Origin of the sequence: thiotrophic endosymbiont of Bathymodiolus puteoserpentis (Logatchev) (assembly GCF_900127505.1) — a bacterium.
Lineage (GTDB): Bacteria > Pseudomonadota > Gammaproteobacteria > PS1 > Pseudothioglobaceae > Thiodubiliella.
Genome location: NZ_UEXF01000055.1, coordinates 53,102 through 75,945 on the forward strand (window position 1 = coordinate 53,102; position 22,844 = coordinate 75,945).

Below are 22,844 nucleotides of genomic sequence, written 5' to 3' on the forward strand. Positions count from 1 at the left end.
CACAAGTTTATCATCATCCTTCACGCACTGGATTATATCGTTGCAAATGTTGCCAAACCCAATTCAGTATTCGTAGTAACACAGTGATGCATGCCAGCAAAATACCGTTAAGAAAATGGCTTTATGGTATGTATTTAGTTGTGACTGCTCGCAAGGGTATATCCAGTTACCAACTTGCAAAAGAACTGGGTATTACCCAAAAATCCTCATGGTTTATGGGGCACAGAATACGCAAGGCTTGCAAAAATAACGACGCTATTCTTTCTGGAATAATTGAAATGGATGAAACCTATATAGGCGGTAAAGAGAAAAACAAACACCAACATAAGAAAACTCAAGGCACACAAGGCAGAAGCACAAAAACCAAAACCCCTGTGGTTGGCATGCGCTCTCGTGGTGGCATGCTCGTTGCTGCCAAAATGGATAAAGTCAATAGTGCCAATATTCAGACTATGATTGATAAGCATGCTGATGCCAATGCCACGCTTTGCACTGATGAAGCAACAATATATAAAGGCATAGAGGGCTATAAACAGCTAATGGTCAATCATTCTGCTGGGCAGTATGTTAACGGTATTGTGCATACTAATGGCATTGAGAGTGTTTGGGCGTTATTAAAACGCGGTTATCATGGTGTATTTCATCATTTTTCAGATAAACATATCGGGCGTTATGTTGATGAGTTTGTTTTTAGGTTGAATGATGGCAATGTTAAACGATCGACACTGGATAGAATTGATTCAATTGTGTCTGGATTTAGTGGTAATAGACTGTCTTATAAGATGTTGGTATTAATGTAAGTTAGTCCCTTATTTTTTATATCAAAAAAATAAATTTTACACCAACAAGGTTATTTGTTAATAATTTTTTGAATATTTTGATAGACAAATAGTTTTATTCATCATTAATGAACAACAATATTGATCAACTTATTTGGCACAACAATAACCTTGATTACGGTTTTGCCATCAATGAATTTAGCCACATTCTCGTCAGCTAGAGCTTGTGCCTCCACTTGTGTTTTACTAGTATCAGCATGTGTTATTAGTTTAGCGCGCAGTTTGCCATTAACTTGAACGATAATTTGTACCTTATCTTGCACGAGAGCGCTCTCGTCAATACTTGGCCAAGGTTCATTGATAATCGCTGTCTTATGTCCCAATTCTTGCCACAGGTGATGACATAGATGTGGTGCAATCGGACTGAGAGTTTTAAGTAAGATATGCAATGATTCCTTGCGCACTACCATTGAAGTGTCTGTGGTATCAGTGAACTTTGATAGTGTGTTGCTAAGCTCCATGAGTGCGGCAATCACTGTGTTAAACAGGTGTCTGCGCTCCATATCATCAGTGATTTTTTTGAGTGTTTGGTGGGTTTTAAAGCGAATATTTTGTTGGGTTTCATTGAGATTGTCTAAAGAGCCAACAGGGTTGCTTACTTGGTCTTTTATAAAGTCTTTGACTAAACGATAAACCTTGTTAATGAAGCGGTGTGCGCCTTCTAGTCCAGAATCGCTCCACTCTAAATCTTGTGTCGGTGGGGCAGCAAATAAGATAAACAAGCGCACTGTATCTGCACCATACTGGGCTATCATTTCTTGTGGGTCAACTGTGTTGCCTTTGGATTTACTCATCTTAGCGCCGTCTTTTAAGACCATGCCTTGTGTGAGTAAGTTTTTAAAGGGTTCATTATTTTCAACCAAGCCTTCGTCTCGCAGTAATTTGTTGAAAAACCGTGCGTACAAAAGATGCAGGATTGCATGCTCGATACCACCAATGTATTGGTCTACACCACCACCTTTTAACCAATAGTTAGCGCGCTCATCTAACATTGCTTTGCTATTATCTTTGCAGGTATAGCGGGAAAAATACCAAGAAGACTCAAAAAAAGTGTCAAAGGTGTCAGTTTCACGCTGTGCTGCTTTGCCACATTTTGGGCAAGTGGTTGTATAAAATTCTGGCATTTTCTTAATCGGTGAGCCAACACCATCAAAGCTCACTTCTTCAGGGAGAACAACGGGTAGGTCGCTCTCTTCCACAGCCACTGAGCCACAACTTGGACAGTTAATAACAGGGATTGGACAGCCCCAATAGCGTTGACGCGATACACCCCAATCACGCAGACGATAGTTGGTTTTTTTACTGCCTAGGTTTTTATTCTCAAGGGTCTTGGCAATCTTATCAAAAGCTTGGTCAAAACCTAAACCATCAAACTGCCCAGAATTAAATAAAACCCCCTTATCAGTAATAGCGCCTTCATTGGTGTTTTTGTCTTTATTGATAACTTGCTTGATGTTGATGTTGTATTTTTTGGCAAACTCATAATCGCGTTCATCGTGTGCTGGAACACTCATTACTGCACCTGTACCGTAGCCCATGAGTATAAAATTGGCAATCCAAATTGGCACCACCTCACCCGTAATCGGGTGAGTGCATTTAAGCTCTGAATCAATGCCTTTTTTCTCCATGGTTTCCATAGCGGCTTCAGAAGTTTCCATAGCCTTGCATTCATCAATAAAGGCTTGCACAGCAGGGTTGTCTTTGCCAGCCTCCAGTGCCAAAGGGTGTTCGGCTGCAATTGCCAAATAAGTAACACCCATCAGCGTATCTGGGCGTGTGGTGTAAACACTTAGCGTGTCAAAATTTTTTCTGGTGAAGTCGATTTCTAAACCGATTGATTTACCAATCCAGTTCTTTTGCATGGTTTTAACTGCATCGGGCCATCCGTCTAACTTGTCTAAACCCTCTAATAGTTCATCAGCGTAATCAGTGATACGCATAAACCATTGAGAGATTTCTTTTTTTTCAATCAGTGCATCTGAGCGCCAACCGCGTCCATTAATCACTTGCTCATTGGCGAGCACTGTTTGGTCTACAGGGTCCCAATTAACAACCGAATTTTTCTTATATACCAAGCCCTTTTCAAAGAGTTTAACAAATAGCCATTGTTCCCAGCGATAATATTGCGGGTGGCAGGTTGCTAATTCACGAGACCAATCATAGCCAAAACCCAACTCGGTAAGCTGTTGGCGCATATAGTTAATATTTTCATAAGTCCATTTTGCAGGCGGTACTTTGTTTTTAAGTGCAGCATTTTCAGCAGGCAAGCCAAACCCGTCCCAACCAATCGGCTGCAGTACATTTTTGCCTTGCATTTTTTGATAGCGAGCAATGACATCACCAATACTGTAATTACGCACATGCCCCATATGTAGGCGACCTGAAGGGTATGGAAACATACTTAAGCAGTAAAACTTTTCTTTTGAATTATCCTCAATAGCTTCAAATGACTTGTTTTCTTGCCAATATTTTTGTGCTTGTGCCTCAATTTCTTGAGCGTTATATTCTGAATTCATAGTTTTATTTTGAGTTACAAGGCGAAATAGCAGAGTGGAGCTCCAGTGTGCCAACCAGTTCATCGACACCACTTAGATTGTTGTTTGTGAGATATTGACTAATACCATCGTTGATTTTATTGCATACCAAAGGGTCATAAAATAATGCTGTGCCAACACCAACAGTGGCTGATCCCGCAATGATAAATTCAATCGCATCATTTGCACTCATAATACCGCCTTGACCAATAATCGGCACATTGTGATTTTTACTAATCTGATAGACTTGATGCACTTTGAGTAGCGCAACGGGTTTGATAGCAGGACCTGACAAGCCACCTTGGTTATTGCCAATAATAGGTCTGCGTGAGTTGGTATCAATTGCCATACCCATGAGTGTGTTAATGACGGCCAAACCATCTGTGCCTGCATCAATACAACGCTGTGCGCTATTAGCGATGTCAGTTTGATTAGGCGAGAGTTTGGTGATGATTGGCTTTGTTGTGTTTTGGCGACAAATCTCAACCACACGATAGGACATATCAGGGTCGTTACCAAATGCCACCCCCCCTTCTTTGACATTTGGGCATGAAATGTTGATTTCTATAGCGTCAATATCAGTGTTATTAAAGCGTTTGGCAATTTCACCGTATTCTTGGACAGACGAGCCTGAAATATTAATGATAAAACGAGTTTCAGTCTTATCTAACTTAGGCATAATGTCGTTAATGACAGCATCGCTACCTGGATTTTGCAAACCGATGGCATTAATCATGCCTTCGGGTGTTTCACAGACTCTATGTGGGATATTGCCAAGGCGTGGCTCAAGTGTCGTGCCTTTAAGGCAGATTGCACCCACATCTTTATTGGAAAAGCCTTGAATGCGGGTATATTCTTCGCCAAAGCCAACACAGCCTGAAAGCAGGATAATTGGTGAGTCTAGCGATATTCCACAGAACTTAGTTTTTAAGTTATTATGCATAGGCGCTATTATACATTTTTTGTTAAAATCATTCACTATGAAAGGATTGTTTATCAGTGGCAGTGGTACCGATGTTGGAAAAACATTTGTTGCCAGTTATATTATTCAAGCGCTTAATGCAAAATATCGCGTTGTGGCTAGAAAGCCAATTGAGAGTGACTGCGTCAAAACTAGTGATGGTTTGTTGCCAAAAGATGCAGTGCTATTAAATAATGTCTGTACCAACCCAGAGCCGATTGATGCAGTTTGTCAATTTAAATTTGAAGCCTGTGTGAGTGGTGAAAAAGCCAGTACAGAGCAAGGTTTGAGTGTTATGCTTGAGGATTTGGTTAAGGCGGCACAACCAAGTGGCGGTGATGATTTTGTGGTGATTGAGGGTGCGGGCGGACTATATTCACCCATTGCACAACAAGTGTTAAATAGTGAGCTTGCTATTGTTGTTAATTTACCTATTGTTATTGTTGTTAAGGATGAGTTGGGCGCTATTAATCAGGCGTTACTCAGCATAGAGGCTGCTAAAAAGCACAAGCTCAATATTGCAATATTGGTGTTAAATCAAATAACACCCAACAACTTAGACAATGCCAAGGCACTCAGTGCTTATACAGATGTTGATGTGGTGGTTTTTAACAAAGACAATTTAGACGGCTTTAATGCCAAGGTGTTGACACTAATCTAATACGCTCAGATTGGTTTTTTTAGGTTTGTCTGTGTCAGTGGGCTCGGCTTTGTTTTCAAAAAACATACCTTCACCATTTTCACCCGTATAAATTGTTAGCACTGCATCAGTAGGTACATATATGTCTTGAGATTTTCCATCAAAGCGTGCTTTGAATAAAATCGCTTCATTGTTTATCATCAAGGAGGTGGTCGCATCGCTACTGATATTGAGTACAATTTTGTCTTGTTGAATAAAGGGTTTGGGTACAACGACATCAGATTTTGAACAGTCAACCAAAATATGTGGCGTAAACCCACTGTCTTCCATCCATTCATGATAAGCGCGAATCAAATAAGGTACGACTGATGCCATGACGGTATTTTTAAGCGTTATATTCCTTTTCGCAATCGGTCAAACTTTCTTTAAAGCTTTCTCTTGCAAACAAGCGGCTTGCATAGTCAGTGACCGCTTTTCCAGGTTTTCCTAAATCAATATCAAGTCTTTTTAAGCGCCATAATAATACAGCTAAACAAGCGTCAACAATTGTCATATCGTTGCTCTTAAAGAAAGGTTGGTGTGCAAACAAAGGCACTAATTCAATTAGGCTGCTTTTAAGTGTTTTTCTTGCGTTGTCGGCATCTTTTTTCGCGCCTGTTTCGATAGTATTTGCTAATTCAAACCAGCTATTAACTGCCCTTGTAAATCTAAAGATTAGCAAGCGTTTTTCTGATTTTTCAATTGGGTCAACGGGTAATAATGGCGGGAACGGAAAGCGCTCATCTAAGTATTCCATAATGACAGAAAGGTCATATAAAACAATATTACGGTCAAACAATGTTGGTAATGTTGGGTAAGGCATTAAATCTAGGATTTCTTCAGGAATTTCTTCAGTTTTTAGATTGGCAACTTCTCTTTCGATGTTCTTTTCTGCCATAATGAATCGCACTATATGAGATTCCATTTCGCTAGCAGAAGAGTAAAGAATGGTTGAAGATGGGTTTGGTTTACTTAACATATTGAGTTATCCTTAAAAATAAAAAACAGCGTCATTACTAGAACACTGAGTTGGTGTATTAGAGAAAATGAGACTAATTAATCCTTGGCGCGCCATTTGCCATATTTCACATCTTTCCAGTATTCTTTTTTCATTAAATAAGCAAGGATAAATAAAATAAACAAGAAGCCCAACACTTTGTAACCTAGGTCAACGCGTACTAGTTTTGCGGGCTCACCAACATAATCTAAGAAATTGGTAATATCCCTAACATCTTGGTCAAATGCTTCTGGTGACTTGGTCTTTTTAAGTCCCCATAAAACATCTGGCATAGAGGCGTTAACCAGTACTTTGTTGTTTACACCAAAGGGGCGAGAGTCATCTTTGTAAAAACTATGCAGGTAAGTATAAATCCAATCTGTACCTTTAGAGCGAGAGACCAAAGACAAGTCTGGCGGTGTTGTGCCAAACCAAACTTCTGCCCCCTTTTTCGACATTGATGAAATGATTTGATTGCCAATTTTTGCATCGCCAAAGATTAGGTTTTTTTCAACATCGGCATCAGAAATATTAAGGTCTTTGCCGATGCGGTTGTAACGCATAAACGAAATTGAGTGACAACCTGAGCAATAGTTCATAAATAACTTTGCACCATTTTGCAGTGATTTTTGGTCATTGATATTGGTATTTGCATAGTCTAGATGTACATCTGCACTAGCCAATACATTGAATGAAATTGCTAAGCCTGCTAAAACAGACACTGTTGTTGTTAATAATTTTTTCATGTGTTACTCCGTTACCCGTTCAGGTACTTGTTTGGTTTTCCCGATTGAAGTAAACCACGGCATCAAAATAAAGAAGCCAAAATATAAAACAGTGAAAACTTGTGCTAATTTGGTGTTAGTATAGTTTACTGGCTCCATTCCTAGCCAGCCAAGCGTGATAAAACTAATGACAAAGACGCCTAGTGCAACCTTATAAGGCCATGATCGATATCTAATTGACTTCACTTTAGAGCGGTCCAACCATGGTAGTGCTAATAGAATTAGTAGCGCTGCAAACATACCCACAACCCCTGGGAATTGTGAGCCAAACATAGGTGGAATTGCTCTTAATACTGAGTAGAAAGGTGTTAAGTACCAAAGTGGTGCAATGTGCTCAGGTGTCTTGAGTGGGTTTGCTTCAATAAAATTAGCATGTTCTAAGAAGTAACCGTTCATTGCTGGTGCAAAGAATACTACTGCTGAGAAAATCATCAAGAATACCACCACACCAACGATGTCTTTTACGCTGTAGTATGGATGAAACGGAATACCGTCTTTTGGGATGCCATTTTTGTCTTTATTCTCTTTAATCTCAACCCCATCTGGATTGTTTGAACCAACCGTATGTAATGCTACGATGTGTAGGAATACCAGTATTACCAAGATAAGCGGCAATGCAATAACATGCAATGAAAAGAAACGGTTTAGCGCAGGGTCACCTACTGCGTAGTCACCTAAAATCCATGTCAATAGGTCGGGACCAATCAAGGGCACCGAGCCAAATAATGAGATAATCACTTGTGCGCCCCAATAAGACATTTGCCCCCACGGCAATACATAGCCCATAAAAGCCTCAGCCATTAATGCAATGTAGAGCACCATGCCAAGAATCCAAATGAGTTCACGCGGTGCTTTGTATGAGCCATAAAGCAAGCCACGATACATATGCAAGTAAATCACCACGAAGAATGCCGATGCGCCTGTTGAATGTATATAGCGAATTAACCAACCCCAGTTAACATCACGCATAATGTATTCAACCGATGCAAAGGCTTTTAATTCGTCAGGTTTAAAATGCATGGTTAGAAATATTCCTGTAACGATTTGCATTACTAATACCAGCATAGCTAACGAGCCAAAGAAATACCAAAAGTTAAAGTTTCTTGGTGTGTAATATTCTGCTAAATGCTCGTTCCAAACTTTAGTTAGCGGGAATCTTTGATCAATCCAGTTTTTATTATTATCCATAATGCTAAGTGAGTTTGTTAGATTTAAAAATAGGGGTTACTTCGTGCTCTTCTGGGCTAACACCAATTTGAATGAGTGTGTCTGATACGAAGTGGTAAGGCGGAATCACCAAATTAGTGGGTGCAGGAACACCTGTGTAAACACGCCCTGCCAAGTCAAATTTAGAGCCATGACATGGGCAATAAAACCCACCTTTCCAAGCATCACCACCAAGGTCGGCAGCACCAATTTCAGGGCGGTGAGTTGGCGAACAACCCAGATGGGTGCAAACGCCAATAATGACAGCAATATCAGGATTAATTGAACGATAAAGGTTTTTGGCGTATTCTGGTTGCTGAGAGGTTTTTAAACTGTTTGGGTCAGTCAACATGCTATCCAATGTGCTTAAATTTGAAATAGTGGTTTTGTCGCGTTTGAAAATCCAAACCGGTTTTTTACGCCATAACACACGCACCAATTGCCCCTCTTCAAGTTTGCTGATATCAACTTCAACGGGCGCACCCGTAGCTTTTGCTCTAGCAGATGGATTCCATGTTGATAAAAATGGCCATGCCACAAAACCAACGCCAACAGCACCAACCACGCTTGTTGCGTTGGTTAGGAAGCGTCTTTTCTTAAGGTCTATTGTTTGTTCCGACATAAGATTGCTATTCCTTTTTGAAAAAATGATGAATATAAAAACCCAATAATTATAATGTATATCAGCTTTATTGAATTAACTTATTCTAATATTCTTTCAAATCAATTTTGATAACCACTTTTTCTATGTGAATAAGTGACTCTATTTGTTTTACTGCATTTAGCAAGATATCGTTTTGTTTTTGCGCGCGAAAAATTATCGCTTGATTGTCAGTGACAAAAATAGCGGTGTTGTTTTCAATGGCGCACAAAGATAGCAATGCAAATTGTTCTGGCAAGTGCACTGAGAGTTGTTCGTTGAGACGATTTAAGGTTCTAGCTTTCTGAAACAATTGCCCTAACGCTCCTTTCGGAGTAAATTTTGATAAGTTTGTTATTTTTTCTGACACGGGCGTTTTAACTTATATATATTGCGTTATCTGTGGGAAAATAGAGAAAATTTTAAAATCATATTTCAATAAACATACAATGAGCATTATAAATAAAATTGCCACTAAAATTGTCGGCTCTCGCAATGATAGACTAATAAAAAAACTAAGCAAGGTAGTTGAAGGCATTAATGTACTTGAACCTGAGTTGCAAGCTTTGGATGACAAAGCATTAAGCGCTAAAACACAAGAACTTAAGCAAAAATTGGAAAATCAAGCAACATTAGAGTCTCTGTTGCCAGAAGCATTTGCAGTGATTCGTGAAGCCAGCGTTAGAGTGCTAGGGCTCAGACACCACGATGTGCAAATGATCGGCGGCATGGTGTTACATGACGGCAATATTGCTGAGATGGGTACGGGCGAAGGCAAAACTTTAGTGGCAACTTTGCCCGCTTATCTAAACGCACTGACTGGCAAGGGTGTCCATATCGTTACGGTGAATGATTATTTGGCAGCGCGTGATGCGCAGTGGATGGGCAAAATATTTGATTTTTTAGATTTAAGTGTTGGCGTTATCACCTCAGACATGCTGCCAGAAAATAAAAAAGTCGCTTACGATTGTGACATTGTTTATGCAACGAATAACGAGTTAGGTTTTGACTATCTAAGAGACAACATGGCGTTCACTACTGAGCAAAAAGTACAGCGTGAACTTAATTTTGCTATTATTGATGAGGTTGATTCTATTCTAATTGATGAAGCCAGAACGCCACTTATTATCTCTGGACCAGCAGACGATTATTCTGAGATTTATCAGGCGATTAACCACATGATTCCAAACTTTACCAAACAAACTGAGAGCGGTGAAGGTAAAGAGGTTGTGGTTGAAAAAGTGGGTGATTACACCGTTGATGAGAAGCATCAGCAGGTGTTTTTGACTGATGAGGGGCACGCTAAAGCAGAAAATTTATTAATTGAAGTTGGTGTCTTACCAGAAGGCGTGAGTTTATATGACGCTAGCAATATTTTGCTGATGCAACATATTAATTCAGCGCTGCGTGCGCATGTTTTGTTTCATAAAGATGACAACTATATTGTTGATGGCGATGAGGTGGTGATTGTTGATGAGTTTACTGGTAGAACGATGCCGGGGCGTCGCTGGTCTGAAGGCCTGCATCAGGCGATTGAAGCCAAAGAAGGTGTGAGCATTAAAAATGAAAATCAGACCTTAGCGTCGATTACTTTTCAAAACTATTTTAGACTCTACAATAAGCTCTCAGGTATGACAGGTACAGCAGATACTGAGGCGGTTGAATTTCAAGCAATTTATAATTTAGAAACTGTGGTTGTGCCACCGAATAGGGCGTCATCACGAGACGATATGTCTGACAAAATTTATCTAACATTAGATGAAAAATTAGAAGCAATCGCTCAAGATGTAGAAGGCTGTCAAAAGACAGGGCAGCCTGTTTTAGTAGGCACAAGTAGTATCGAAAATTCCGAAGCTATTTCAGCGCTGCTGACGCAAAAGAAAGTCAAACACGAGGTTTTAAACGCTAAACAGCATGAGCGTGAAGCGCAAATTATTGCCAACGCAGGTGCGATTGGTGCGGTGACAATTGCGACTAATATGGCAGGTCGAGGCACGGACATTGTACTGGGCGGCAAATTAGCAGAAGATGCAACCGATGCGCAAAAACAAGATTGGCAAAAACACCATGATGATGTGATTAAAGCGGGCGGATTGCATATTGTGGGTACCGAGCGTAACGAGTCTCGTCGTGTGGATAATCAGTTGCGTGGTCGTTCTGGTCGTCAAGGTGATGTAGGTTCAACGCGTTTTTATCTATCTTTAAAAGACAATTTAATGCGTATTTTTGCCAGTGAAAAAATGGCGGCGATGATGCAGCGATTGGGCATGGAAAAAGGCGAAGCGATTGAGCACAAGATGGTGAATCGCGCTATTGAAAATGCACAGAAAAAAGTCGAAGAAATGAACTATGACGCGCGTAAAAACCTTTTAGAATATGATGATGTGTCAAATGACCAGCGTAAGATTGTTTATAAATTACGCGATGAATTGATGGACTCTAACGATGTGCAAGATAGATTTATTGCTATTCGTCAAGAGGTTATTGGTGATTTGTTTGCTGATTACATTTCCCCAGCACAAGCTGAAGAAGATTGGGATGTTGAAGGTCTACACAATGTTTTAAAGGCAGATTATGCGGCAGATTTTCCGCTACAAGAATGGCTGGATGAAGGTGTAGATGTAGATGAATTGGAATCAAGAATTTCCCAAGGTTTGGGGCAAATTTGTGATTATAAAGAAGAGATTGTGGGTGGTGAGCAAATGCGTGGCTTTGAAAAAGCAGTGATGCTGCAAACCTTGGATCATTTTTGGAAAGAGCATTTGGCAGCGATGGATTATTTGCGTCAAAGCGTGAGGTTGCGAGGCTATGCACAGAAAAATCCAACGCAAGAATATAAGCGTGAGTCTTTTGCAATGTTCGAAACCCTGTTAAACACGATTAATATTGAGATTGTTAAGGCGCTTTCCAGTGTGGCCATTGATGAGAACACTAGCGCTGAGAATGTAGAGCAACAAGACAATAGCGACATATCAGCGATACACAGCAATCCTCTGGGGGGAAACACACAGCACGAAGCTGTAGCAATGGAAAATACAGATAGCGAGACCCCAAATGATTCGCAAACTTATCAACGCAGTGGTGCGAAGATAGGGCGTAATAACCCTTGCCCTTGTGGCTCAGGCAAAAAATACAAACAATGCCATGGCAAAAGCTAGTGCCTATATAGGACTAATGTCAGGCACCAGCATGGATGGTGTTGACGGTGTTATACTTGACGAGCGTCAAAAAATTATTACCTCAGCTTATACGGCGTACTCCATAGAGCTAAAAACACGCTTGCAACAATTAAGCCAAACTGGAAGCACCTCTTTGGCAGACTTGGCGCAAGTTGATATTGAGGTGGCACAAATATTTGCACAAACTGCCAATCAACTATTAACGCAAAGCTCATTGAATAAGGGTGACATCCGAGCGATCGGCTCTCATGGACAGACTATCTACCATCAAGGCAGCAAGTATTCTATGCAAATCGGACACGGCGCACTTATTGCTGAGCAAACAGGCATTACCACAGTGGCAGATTTTCGTATGCAAGATATTGCCACTGGCGGGCAAGGCGCACCACTCACGCCGGCATACCACCAATATATGCTTAATGGCAAAGAGGGTGTGATTATTAATTTGGGTGGTATTGCCAATATTACGATTGTTAAAAACAATGAGGTGTTTGGATTTGACACAGGCCCTGCCAATACATTATTAGATAATTGGGTAAAGAAAAATAAAGGCACAAATTATGACCGAGACGGACTGTGGTCTCGTTCTGGAGTGGTTGATTCAGTATTACTAGACTCAATACTTGCAGATGATTACTTTCAGCAAAAGTACCCCAAAAGTACAGGACCAGAATACTTTAACCTAGACTGGCTATCACAACACTTAACAAGTGCTGAGACACCTGAAGATGTGCAAAGAACCCTGATAGAACTAACGGTAATGAGCATTTCTGTAAGTATCCCTAAGGGAGAAGATGTCTATTTATGCGGCGGCGGTGTACATAATTTGTTTTTATGCGAACGCCTAACTTATCAAAATCCTGAGAGTGAAATCTCAGTGACTGATGATTTAGGCGTGCCAGTGGATTATGTAGAAGCGGCGGCTTTTGCTTATTTTGCCAAACAAACAATGAATGGTGAGCCATCAAACCTACCGCTGGTAACCGGCGCTAAAGGCAGGCGGATTTTAGGTGCAATTTATCAAATTGATAAGAATATTCTATGATAGACACTTTAGAAAGATTATTAGCAGAAGGCATGGAAACAGAAGTGTTAGAGTTTAAAACAGCCGAACGCACTTTTCAAGCAGATAAACTAGGAAAATATTTTTCTGCACTTAGCAATGAAGCCAATCTTGCCAATAAATCTTGTGCATGGTTGATTTTTGGTGTTAACGATGACCGTGGTATTGTTGGCACACAAATCACCGACCAAACATTAAATGAATATAAGCGAGAAATAGCAAATAGTACCTCGCCAACATCTAATTTTATAAAAATTCATCGTGTTGATGTTAAAGATAAACAGGTGTTAATGTTTCAAATTCCACCTGCGTCAAAGGGCGCGCCAACCAGTTGGAAGGGTCACCATTATGGTAGAGATGGAGAAAGTTTGGGCGCGCTTAATATAGAAGAATTAGAGCGAATTATACGACAAAATATTGCCTTTGACTGGAGCGCAAAAACTATTGATAATGCTACAATTGAAGATCTTTCTACAGAAGCGATCGTTCTAGCACGAGAGCAATTTTTGACAAAAAATCCTAATTTAGCAACAGAGATAAACTTGTGGAATAATGCCAAATTTCTAGACAAGTCCAAGGTTACTATTAAGGGAAAAATAACCAATACTGCGATACTACTGCTTGGAGAGCCAGAATCTGAACATTTTATTAACCCCGCTGTGGCGAAAATCACTTGGATATTAAAAGACAAGGACAACCTTGAAAAAGATTATGAACACTTTAGCTGCCCATTGCTGGCGAATATTGATAATGTTTATGCGAAAATTAGAAATTTAAAATACCGTTATTTACCAGAAGAGACTTTATTCCCTGAACAGACCAATCAGTTTGACCCTTATATTATTCGTGAAGCATTAAATAACTGTATTGCCCATCAAGATTACACACTTGGCGGAAAAATTAATGTGGTGGAAAGGGAAGACGGTATTTTGACTTTTATTAACTCAGGTGGATTCATTCCTGAAAGCATAGAAAAAGTTCTTGAGGTAGATGCGCCCGAAACTTGTTATCGCAACCCATTTTTAGCAGACGCTATGGTTGGTTTAGGTATGATTGACACCATTGGTAGTGGTATTAAAAAAATGTTTAAGCTGCAAGAGGACAAGTTCTTTCCTTTACCAATATATAGCTTAGGTGACAACAAAGTCAAAGTAAAAATTATTGGTAAAGTACTGGATGTGAACTATGCGCGCAGACTTGCACAATCAAAAAATGATTTAACTTTACAAGAGATTATTTTGTTAGATAAAGTCGCTAAACGCCTACCTTTGTTGAATACCGAGGTTAAGGTGTTGAGGCGTAAGAAGTTGATTGAGGGGCGCAAGCCTAACTTTCATATTTCATCCTTTATTGCAGAATCAACAGGTGGAAAATCTGTTTATATTAAACACAAAGGTATTGACAATGATTACTGTCAAAAAATGATACTTGATTTTTTAAAAAAATTTAAAAACGGCAGACGACAAGATTTTGAAGAAATGCTGTTAGATAAGTTGCCTGATGTATTAAACAAACAACAAAAAAGAAACAAGGTTCGGAACAACCTACAAAGTTTAAAAAAACAAAAACTAATAGAGCCATATGGCAAGTCATGGAAAATGTCTAAACCTAAAAGTTAGACATTTTTTAGACATTTTTTAGACATTTTTTAGACATTTTTTTATTAAATGATAGTTGTATAAAGACTTTAAGGTAATGTTTAAAAATAAAAATAAATTTTAATTAGACAAACTTTAAGTAAAAAAACAATGATTTTTGAACAGATGAAACAACAACAAATAACCTTAATTAAACCAGATGATTGGCACCTACATGTGCGTAATGGCGAAGCGTTAAAATCAGTCATTGGCATGAGTGCCAAACAAATGGGCAGAGCGATTATTATGCCCAATCTAAGCCCACCTGTGACGGATGCAAATGGTGCGAATGCGTATCAAGAGGAAATCCTTAATGCTTTGCCAAAAGACAGCGTGTTTAAACCCTTGATGGTTTTGTATTTAACTGACAATACCACATCTAAGGTAATTACTCAGGCTTATAACGCAGGCGTGGTGGCAGCAAAGCTATATCCTGCAGGTGCAACCACTAATTCTGATAGTGGCGTGAGTAATATTAAAAATATCTATCGTAGCTTAGAGACAATGCAAAAACTGGGTATGCTATTATTAGTGCATGGTGAGGTAACGCGTAGTGAGGTGGATATTTTTGACCGTGAAGCGGTATTTATTGATGAGGTTTTAAGTCAGACGGTGAACGACTTCCCTAAATTGAAAATTGTATTTGAGCATATCACCACTAAAAATGCAGTAGATTTTGTGCGTGAGAGTGGTGATCGTATTGCGGCAACTATCACACCTCAACATCTTTTAAATAATCGTAATGATATGTTAGTGGGCGGTATTAAGCCACATACTTATTGTTTGCCTGTGTTAAAACGAGCTGAGCATCAGCGTGCACTCGTTGAGGTGGCAACCAGTGGCAATCCTAAGTTTTTCTTAGGTACAGATTCTGCACCACATGCCAAAACTGATAAAGAATCTAGTTGTGGTTGTGCAGGCGTATTTTCTGCACCACATGCTATTGAACTTTATGCGCAAGCATTTGACCAAGCAGGTGCAATAGATAAGCTGGAGGGCTTTGCTTCAAAATTTGGTGCAGATTTTTATGGTTTGGCGTATAATACAAGTACCATTACTTTGAAAAAACAAGATTGGATCGTGCCAGCAAGTTATCCTTTCATAAGCGGCGATATTGTGCCATTTATGGCAGAAAAAATGCTTAATTGGAAAGTGGTTTAATTCGTCAAATAATCTTTGGCATTTTGAACATCGAGCTCAATTTGTTGTTTTAACGCTTTAAAATCATTAAAATTTCTCTCATCTCTAATCTTGTGTTTAAAGGTGATTTTCGCCTCAAGTCCGTACACTTTCTGGTTAAAATCAAAGAGAAACACTTCCAACAGAGTTTTCTTGTCACCAATTATTGGGCGATTGCCGACACTACATACACCTTGATAAGTAGTACCATCCAGATCAATAGTTACAGCAAATATTCCATAAACTGGGCTGATTTTGCGTTTAATGGGGATGTTGATAGTTGGAAAACCAATAGAGCGACCGTTTTTTAGCCCGTGAATAATTTTGCCAGTGATAGAGAACTCACGCCCCAGCATTTTTGATGCTGATTGTATGTTAGCATTTGCTAGAAGTTTGCGAATTTCTGAACTACTAATGCGGTGATTATTACACAGAATACTGGGTGTTTGTTCCACCGTAAAATCCTGGTCTTTTGATAAGTTTTGTAACAATTCAAAGCCACCCTTCCGCTTTTTGCCAAAACGAAAATCATCACCAATCAGACAATATTTCATATTTAGCTTGTTGAGTAATATTTCTTGTGCAAAAATTTGCGCTTCTAATTGAGAAAAGGCCTGATTAAAGCGAATAATTAGGTGTGTGTCTAAGCCTAGTTTGTCCAATAGATGGTGTTTTTCTTTAAAACTGCTGAGCGATGCTTGCTCATGAGAAAAAAAACGCTGCGGCGTGGGGGAAAATGAAATCAGCACAGAGGGCAAGCCCAGTTCTTTGGATTTTTTCACCAGTTGCGAGATGATTTTTTGGTGTCCTATATGTACGCCATCAAAGTTACCTATGGTAACAATACTGCCCGCATAAGTTGTTAAATTCTGTAGACCGCGAATAAGTTTCATGGGGCTATTTTAGTCTAATTGGGCAATGATTTTCTTAACAGGTGCCGGCAAACCAACTTTTAATTCAGCAATAGAGCGAAAACCCTCAGTGTTCTTTGAGCAAGTTACCATAATAGGGCTAATCATTAAGTGATAGTGGGTAAAACTATGCTTAATAGTAGGTAGCTTCTGTTCTATTTTTGCATTTTTATCAAATTTTTTAATGGCTTGGTCAATGGCTTTCTTATCATTTTCACACTCCATAAGACTCCAAAGTCCACCCCAAATGCCTTTTTGCGGTCGTTTTTCTAAATAAACCTCCCCTGCTGTGTTTTGATAAATAAGCATTGCAACTGAGCGCGTTGGTTTGTTTTTTCTTGGTTTTGGGTTGGGGTAGTTGCCTTGTGTGTTGTGTTGTTTTGCTTGACAATGTTGAGCAAGGGGGCAACGATCACACTCTGGGTTGCTGCGTGTACACAGGGTTGCACCTAAGTCCATAATGGCTTGTGTGTAGTTGGCGTTGCGTTTATTGGGCGTGTGATACTTAGCCAAACGCCATAATTCTTTAAGGGTTTCACTTTGTCCGTAATGCCCCTTAACTTGATGGTACCTTGAAAGTACGCGTTTAACATTGCCGTCAAGTATGGCGTGGTTCTGATTAAAACTAATGGATAGAATAGCGCCCGCTGTAGATTCACCTATACCTGGCAAATCAATCACTTGTTCAAACTTTTTTGGGAGTGCGCCTTGATGCTGCTCAACAATAATTTGCGCGCATTTGTGCAAGTTTCTTGCTCGTGCGTAGTAACCCAGCCCAGCCCATTGTGCCAATACTGCATCTTCGCTGGCATTGGCAAGCGCCTTTATTGTTGGGAAATGTTGAATAAAGTTGTTAAAGTAGCCGATAACCGTGGTTACTTGCGTTTGTTGTAGCATAATTTCACTCAACCAAACATGGTAGGGGTTGATTGTCTTCCCCTTAGCGAACTGCTGTAAATTGCTCGTGCTGTATGATAGGTCGCTATGTGTTGCCTGCCCTCCTAGAGGGCTACTGTTTGTCGCTTGCCAAGGTAGGTGATGACGACCAAATTGCTCAAACCACTTTAGCAATGGCTTTGAAATTGGATGCACTATTTTAAGTTAAGCGGGTCATCTGGATTAATGCCCTCCATAAATGGCTTGTCAATGTCCTGATGCGTTACTTGGTAGACGCAACCAATCCAGTTATTGATAATGACATTAGTGGCGTTGCCCCAAGTGTTGTTTAAGGTTTTGCTGATAAGTTGTTCAGGAAAATCTGCTAGCGTAAATTCGCCAGATAATAGCTTGGTTTTATACTCATTGAGAATGGCTTTGCTTTGTTCGGTTAAATAGTGCTTAGGAAAAGGCGGATAGTCGTTGCGTGTTTTTGCTAAATAGGCAATAATATCGCGCTTGTATTCTTTTAATAGACTAATAGTATCGTATTCTGGATGCCCCTGAAAAAATACAATTCTTAATAAATCTTCACTCACACATAAGTGTGCGCCGATTTTTCCTTCAACCAAAACTTTAATCTTAGCATCGTCAAGTTGTGATTTCGTGATTTCGTTAAAACGAGAGTGAGGCACATCAAAACGCGTATTCACACCACTCATTAAAGGATGTTGTCGGTCTAACACTTGGTGTGGAAATACGCCCCAGCATTTTTTACCAATGGCTTGACGCTTTTGTCCATAGCGAAATTCCAGTACAGCGTGTGTTGCCAAGCACGAGCATAGCGTTGAAGTAACATGACTGTACGACCAATCAATCACCTTTTTAAGTTGCTCATAAAAAGGTGCTTTTTTTAAATCGGCATCTTCAATATGTGCGCCTGTAATGATTAATGCATCTAATCCTTGCGTTTTAATATCATCAAAATTTTGGTAATATTGGTCAATATGTGTCTGCGTTTTTTCACCTCGTTTAATAGAAGGCAGTGTAAACGGATGCAGATAAAATTGCGCAATTTGGTTAGAATGTCCAATCAAGCGGAAAAATTGCCGCTCAGTTGCTTCAAGTGCTGGGTCTGGCATCATGTTTAATAAACCAATGTGTAATTCACGAATGACTTGATGATTAGCACGGTCTTTGCTTAACACCGTCTCGCCTTCGTTACGCAGGCGTTCAAAAGAAGGTAAGTTGGTATGGGCGATTAAAGGCATTAGCGTATTGCCCCTGTGATTAGCTCCATTACCTCGCTGCTATTTTGACATTGGTGTAAGTCTATGCTATCAATCGTGCAGCCATATTGGCTGGCAATCGCTTCATATTTTGGTTTGCGGTGCCGAAGTAAGCGTGGAAAAATCCAACGCACAAACGCATCGGGGTCAATTTGTGCGACATAGGAAAATTGATTTTCTTGTAGGTAAATCTCTAGTTGTTGTTGTAAGAAATTTTGTTGATAGTAAAGTGGTTTGGGGTGCGTTCGTGCACGCTCAATCAAGGCAGACTCGTTATCTTCGTGGGCGCGAATATAAACAATCAGCGTATTATCTGCCAATGATTGATAGACCTTATTATCATCCAATTCACATAAACTACCTCCTGCATCATTAATAAAATGCCTATAGCCCTGCGCTTGAGATTTTGTGATAAACTCTCCAACATCCAACATAGCCCGGGCTTCAGCTTCTCTGTGTAGCGCTTGTCGGCGGTTGAATTCACCAATTGGCAACCCACCCAATTCGGGGTTGCCGACTTTACCTAAAAAGCTTGACACCGAAGACAGGTTGTCAAAAGTAATATGATTTTGAACCGTGATAGAGTCATTGTCTAACAAATCTGCTAAGCATCCATCTTGTTTAATTTGTTGTTTGATGTTAGCAAGAATAGCATTATTTAAATACTCAGCACCAATGCGATAATCGCCAGAATAGTGATACCACTTATCATCAAGACCAAGTAACTTTGAAAGGTGTGTTTTGCCAACGCCTGACATACCGAGCAGTGTTAGGTGTTTGTGTTTTGACTTAGAAAACTCTTTAGCAGCAAGTTTCATAATAGTGCAAAGACATTATAACAAACCATCTTGTTTGAACATTTCACGAATGCCGCGAACAGCCTGGCGGGTGCGATGTTCATTTTCAATCAAACCAAAGCGTACATAGTTATTGCCATATTCACCAAAACCAATACCAGGAGAGACGCCAACTTTTGCCACTGCAATGAGTTTTTTGGTAAACTCTAATGAGCCCATTGCTTGATAAAATTCAGGAATTTTTGCCCAAACAAACATTGTGGCCTTGGGTGGTGTTACTGCCCAGCCAATAGAATTTAAGCCTTCGCACAAAACATCACGCCTATCTTGATACATTTGTGCAATTTCTGTAACACAGGTTTGGTCGCCTTCTAACGCTTCAATTGCTGCTACTTGAATAGGGGTAAACATACCATAATCTAAGTAAGATTTGATTTTAGCCAGTGCGCCTACTAAGATTGGATTGCCCACCATAAAGCCAACACGCCAACCTGGCATATTGTAGCTTTTTGATAGTGAGAAAAACTCAACCGCAATATCTTTAGCCCCCTTTACTTGCAAAATGCTTGGCGCCACATAACCATCAAAAACAATATCTGCATAGGCTAAATCTTGCACCACCCAAATCTTGTGCTCTTTGGCAACTTTGATAACGCGTTCAAAAAACTCTAATTCAACGCACTCAGTAGTTGGATTAGATGGGTAGTTAAGCACCAACATCTTTGGCTTTGGAAAAGTATTTTTAATTGAGCGCTCTAACGCTGCAAAAAAATCATCTTCAGGCCCACAAGGCACATGTTGAATATCAGCACCTGCAATCACAAACCCATAGGGATGAATAGGGTAAGCAGGGTTGGGCACTAAAACCGTATCGCCACTACCAACAACCGCTTGTGCTAAATTTGCCAAACCCTCCTTTGAACCAATGGTAACAATCGCCTCGGTTTGCGCATCAATATCAACATCAAAACGATTTTTGTACCAGTTTGAAATTGCGCGTCTCAAGCGTGGAATGCCGCGAGAAGTAGAATAACGATGTGTATCGCCACGGCGTGCTGTTTCCACTAACTTTTCTACAATATGTTCAGGCGTTGGTTGGTCGGGGTTACCCATGCCAAAGTCGATAATGTCCTCACCACGAGATCTGGCTTCAACTTTTAGCTTATTGGTAATTGCAAAAATATATTCTGGCAATCTTTTTATTCGTGGGAAATCGTTATCCATGGATTTTTAGAGTCGTTCTTTATTTAATATCTAATAATTCAACATCAAAAATGATGGTTGCACTGGGTGGAATTGGGCCTGCGCCAAACTCACCGTAAGCCAATTTTGATGGAATAGTAAGTTTGCGCTTGCCACCCATCAGCATACCTTCAATGCCCGTGTCCCAGCCGGAGATGACCTGTCCTGCCCCGAGTTTAAAGTCAAAAGGTTCATTCCTGTCAACACTTGAGTCAAATTTTTTGCCATTGGTTAGCCAGCCAGTATAGTGCATAGACACAAAGTCTCCAGCCTTGCAAGCTGTACCTTTGCCAATTTCAATGTCTTCTATTTGTAATTCTGCCATTTTTTAATAAGTTAAAGTTATATTATATGAGCCAAATTTTCTAACATTAAGGACGCCACAATCTAGTAGTAAATATTGCCCCTTGATGCCTTGCAAAATACCAGTAATCTCAGGCATTTTGTCAAAATTTAACGATACTATTTTGCTTGGATATTCTACCACAGGGTAGTGAATTTTTACGACTTCATTGTTTAACTCTATTGCGTCTAAATCCGCCATCATATCGGATACCTCTGGCAACAGTTGGTTTTTTGTTGCTACAAGGTCAACTTTATTCACCTCGTTTTTAAGCATTTTGCGCCAGTTGGTTTTATCGTTGACGAATGTTTTTAAAGCCACTTCAATTTGCCCAGATTTGAGTCGTGTATCCACCTCAAGTATTGGCAGAGCAGCGACAGCACCCTGGTCAATCCAACGACTGGGGGTATTGCGCTTGCGAGTAATGCCGACCTTGATGCCTGATGAGTTTGCCAAATAAATAATATGTGGTGCAAAGCAATTGTCCAACCCCCACAGTGGCTCACGGCAAGTGCCAAGGTGATGATGGCAAGTTTCGGGTTTCATAATGCACAAATCACACCGCGCCAAATCTCGACAACACGGAAAACAATAGCCTTGAGAATAACTTTTTCGAATTATTGCGTTACAGTTTGAGCAAGTGATTTCGCCATTGAATATGAGGGAAATTTCTTGCCCTATTAATTCATTCATTGAGATCAAATCATTGCCAATCGGCAGTTGGTAGATTGCATTATCACGCTCAAGCGAGGTTTGCATTTTTTGGATGTTGCCAGTTTTAGTCATTGTGTTAATAACCGCTGCACTTGCTTGTATTTGTCGGCAGTTTCCTGCACGATATTATCAGGTAGGGTTGGTGCGGGTGCGGTTTTGTCCCAATCCAATGTTTCTAAATAATCGCGTACAATTTGTTTGTCAAAACTTTTTGGGCTAATGCCTATCTGATAATTGGCCTTTGACCAGAAACGTGAAGAATCCGGTGTTAGCACTTCGTCCATTAATGTCAGTTTGCCTGCTTCGTCTAAGCCAAATTCAAACTTGGTGTCAGCAATGATAATACCGCGCTCTAGCGCATAATCCGCCGCAAACTGATACAGAGCCAAACTGGCATCTTTGATTTGTTGTGCTAAATCTTTACCTACAAGTTGCACGGTTTGTTTGAAGTCAATATTTTTATCGTGTTCACCAGCCGTTGCTTTACTAGAGGGCGTATAAAGTGTTTGTGGTAATTTTTCTGCCAGTTGCAGGTTTTTTGGTAGTTTAATGCCGCAAACTGAGCCTGTTTGTTGGTAGTCTTTCCATCCAGAGCCTATAATATAGCCTCGAACAATTGCCTCAACAGGAAGGGGCTTGAGTTTTTTGACGATGATTGCACGACCATCTACTTGCTCAATTTCTTCTGGTGTTAAAACGTTATCAAGCGATTCATGGGTTAATTGATTAGAGATGATGTGACAGGTTCTTTCAAACCAGAAATTAGCCACTTCGTTCAGTACACGCCCTTTGCCAGAAATTGGCTGATTGAACACCACATCAAAGGCACTAAGTCGGTCAGTGGTTACAATTAGCAGTCGATGTTCGTCAATATCATAAATGTCTCGCACTTTGCCTTTTTGGATTAATGGCAGGCCGATTGAAGTTTCAAAAAGTGTTTGCACGCTTGTATTAAATAGTGATTTAAGCGCTA

22 protein-coding genes are annotated in these 22,844 nt (G+C 40.0%); 6 read left to right on the forward strand and 16 right to left on the reverse strand.

The window, feature by feature from the left end; genetic code table 11:
* A partial coding sequence (locus BHECKSOX2_RS07020) for an IS1595 family transposase (protein ID WP_180323707.1) occupies positions 1–800 on the forward strand: 800 nt, incomplete at its 5' end.
* A 104-nt stretch (positions 801–904) separates the two neighbouring features.
* Here the strand turns inward: BHECKSOX2_RS07020 and leuS are convergent.
* Together leuS and BHECKSOX2_RS07030 are read right to left on the reverse strand one after the other, a co-directional pair.
* Entirely contained in the window at positions 905–3,355 is a 2,451-nt protein-coding gene (gene leuS, locus BHECKSOX2_RS07025) for a leucine--tRNA ligase (protein WP_139683020.1), read from the reverse strand.
* A gap of 4 nt (positions 3,356–3,359) precedes the next feature.
* Positions 3,360–4,316: a dihydroorotate dehydrogenase gene (locus BHECKSOX2_RS07030; protein ID WP_139683021.1), complete on the reverse strand. Its 957-nt coding sequence runs from the start codon at positions 4,314–4,316 to the stop codon at positions 3,360–3,362.
* Between the two features lie 37 nt (positions 4,317–4,353).
* Between BHECKSOX2_RS07030 and bioD the strand changes: the two genes are divergently transcribed.
* Positions 4,354–4,995 (forward strand): dethiobiotin synthase, encoded by a 642-nt coding sequence (gene bioD, locus BHECKSOX2_RS07035; protein ID WP_139683022.1) that lies wholly within the window; start codon positions 4,354–4,356, stop codon positions 4,993–4,995.
* On the opposite strand, the gene BHECKSOX2_RS07040 is transcribed toward bioD, so the two are convergent.
* From BHECKSOX2_RS07040 to BHECKSOX2_RS07065, 6 genes are all read right to left on the reverse strand, one after another.
* Positions 4,987–5,349, reverse strand: a complete 363-nt coding sequence (locus BHECKSOX2_RS07040; protein WP_139683023.1) for a ClpXP protease specificity-enhancing factor — start codon at positions 5,347–5,349, stop codon at positions 4,987–4,989. The genes bioD and BHECKSOX2_RS07040 overlap by 9 nt on opposite strands.
* A 10-nt stretch (positions 5,350–5,359) precedes the next feature.
* A complete protein-coding gene (locus BHECKSOX2_RS07045; protein WP_139683024.1) occupies positions 5,360–5,992 on the reverse strand; it encodes a glutathione S-transferase N-terminal domain-containing protein in 633 nt (210 codons plus the stop codon).
* 77 nt (positions 5,993–6,069) lie between these two features.
* The gene (locus BHECKSOX2_RS07050; RefSeq protein ID WP_139683025.1) at positions 6,070–6,756 is read right to left on the reverse strand and encodes a cytochrome c1; all 687 of its coding nucleotides are present in this window, start codon (positions 6,754–6,756) and stop codon (positions 6,070–6,072) included.
* A 3-nt stretch (positions 6,757–6,759) separates the two neighbouring features.
* Positions 6,760–7,983 carry a cytochrome b gene (locus tag BHECKSOX2_RS07055; RefSeq protein ID WP_139683026.1) on the reverse strand — a complete coding sequence of 408 codons (1,224 nt, stop codon included), beginning with the start codon at positions 7,981–7,983 and terminating at the stop codon, positions 6,760–6,762.
* A gap of 4 nt (positions 7,984–7,987) precedes the next feature.
* Entirely contained in the window at positions 7,988–8,623 is a 636-nt protein-coding gene (petA, locus tag BHECKSOX2_RS07060; RefSeq protein WP_139683027.1) for a ubiquinol-cytochrome c reductase iron-sulfur subunit, read from the reverse strand.
* 85 nt (positions 8,624–8,708) lie between these two features.
* Complete coding sequence (locus BHECKSOX2_RS07065) at positions 8,709–9,011, reverse strand: hypothetical protein (RefSeq protein WP_180323708.1); 303 nt, start codon at positions 9,009–9,011, stop codon at positions 8,709–8,711.
* Positions 9,012–9,090: 79 nt separating this feature from the next.
* Between BHECKSOX2_RS07065 and secA the strand changes: the two genes are divergently transcribed.
* The 4 genes from secA (at position 9,091) to pyrC (ending at position 15,681) form a co-directional block, all read left to right on the forward strand.
* On the forward strand, positions 9,091–11,799 hold the full coding sequence (secA, locus tag BHECKSOX2_RS07070) for a preprotein translocase subunit SecA (RefSeq protein WP_139683029.1): 2,709 nt from the start codon (positions 9,091–9,093) through the stop codon (positions 11,797–11,799).
* Positions 11,786–12,865: an anhydro-N-acetylmuramic acid kinase gene (locus tag BHECKSOX2_RS07075; RefSeq protein ID WP_139683030.1), complete on the forward strand. Its 1,080-nt coding sequence runs from the start codon at positions 11,786–11,788 to the stop codon at positions 12,863–12,865. The genes secA and BHECKSOX2_RS07075 overlap by 14 nt, the downstream gene beginning before the upstream one ends.
* Complete coding sequence (locus BHECKSOX2_RS07080) at positions 12,862–14,502, forward strand: RNA-binding domain-containing protein (protein WP_139683031.1); 1,641 nt, start codon at positions 12,862–12,864, stop codon at positions 14,500–14,502. Before BHECKSOX2_RS07075 ends, BHECKSOX2_RS07080 begins: the two co-directional genes overlap by 4 nt.
* Before the next feature lie 129 nt (positions 14,503–14,631).
* The gene (gene pyrC / locus BHECKSOX2_RS07085) at positions 14,632–15,681 is read left to right on the forward strand and encodes a dihydroorotase (RefSeq protein ID WP_245391349.1); all 1,050 of its coding nucleotides are present in this window, start codon (positions 14,632–14,634) and stop codon (positions 15,679–15,681) included.
* On the opposite strand, the gene ribF is transcribed toward pyrC, so the two are convergent.
* Genes ribF through BHECKSOX2_RS07125 form a run of 8 tightly spaced genes read right to left on the reverse strand, consistent with a single transcriptional unit; the run spans position 15,678 to position 22,815 of the window.
* The gene (gene ribF / locus BHECKSOX2_RS07090; protein ID WP_139683033.1) at positions 15,678–16,592 is read right to left on the reverse strand and encodes a bifunctional riboflavin kinase/FAD synthetase; all 915 of its coding nucleotides are present in this window, start codon (positions 16,590–16,592) and stop codon (positions 15,678–15,680) included. The genes pyrC and ribF overlap by 4 nt on opposite strands.
* 9 nt (positions 16,593–16,601) lie before the next feature.
* Positions 16,602–17,702: an A/G-specific adenine glycosylase gene (gene mutY, locus BHECKSOX2_RS07095; RefSeq protein WP_139683034.1), complete on the reverse strand. Its 1,101-nt coding sequence runs from the start codon at positions 17,700–17,702 to the stop codon at positions 16,602–16,604.
* Complete coding sequence (metA, locus tag BHECKSOX2_RS07100) at positions 17,702–18,757, reverse strand: homoserine O-succinyltransferase MetA (RefSeq protein WP_139683035.1); 1,056 nt, start codon at positions 18,755–18,757, stop codon at positions 17,702–17,704. Before metA ends, mutY begins: the two co-directional genes overlap by 1 nt.
* Positions 18,757–19,593 carry an ATPase gene (locus BHECKSOX2_RS07105; RefSeq protein ID WP_139683036.1) on the reverse strand — a complete coding sequence of 279 codons (837 nt, stop codon included), beginning with the start codon at positions 19,591–19,593 and terminating at the stop codon, positions 18,757–18,759. Before BHECKSOX2_RS07105 ends, metA begins: the two co-directional genes overlap by 1 nt.
* A gap of 15 nt (positions 19,594–19,608) precedes the next feature.
* Complete coding sequence (gene alaC / locus BHECKSOX2_RS07110) at positions 19,609–20,796, reverse strand: alanine transaminase (RefSeq protein ID WP_139683037.1); 1,188 nt, start codon at positions 20,794–20,796, stop codon at positions 19,609–19,611.
* 19 nt (positions 20,797–20,815) lie between these two features.
* Positions 20,816–21,139: an FKBP-type peptidyl-prolyl cis-trans isomerase gene (locus tag BHECKSOX2_RS07115; RefSeq protein WP_139683038.1), complete on the reverse strand. Its 324-nt coding sequence runs from the start codon at positions 21,137–21,139 to the stop codon at positions 20,816–20,818.
* A gap of 3 nt (positions 21,140–21,142) precedes the next feature.
* Positions 21,143–21,943: a DUF2797 domain-containing protein gene (locus BHECKSOX2_RS07120; protein ID WP_139683039.1), complete on the reverse strand. Its 801-nt coding sequence runs from the start codon at positions 21,941–21,943 to the stop codon at positions 21,143–21,145.
* The gene (locus tag BHECKSOX2_RS07125) at positions 21,940–22,815 is read right to left on the reverse strand and encodes a phosphoribosylaminoimidazolesuccinocarboxamide synthase (RefSeq protein ID WP_139683040.1); all 876 of its coding nucleotides are present in this window, start codon (positions 22,813–22,815) and stop codon (positions 21,940–21,942) included. The genes BHECKSOX2_RS07120 and BHECKSOX2_RS07125 overlap by 4 nt, the downstream gene beginning before the upstream one ends.
* Positions 22,816–22,844 lie beyond the last annotated feature (29 nt).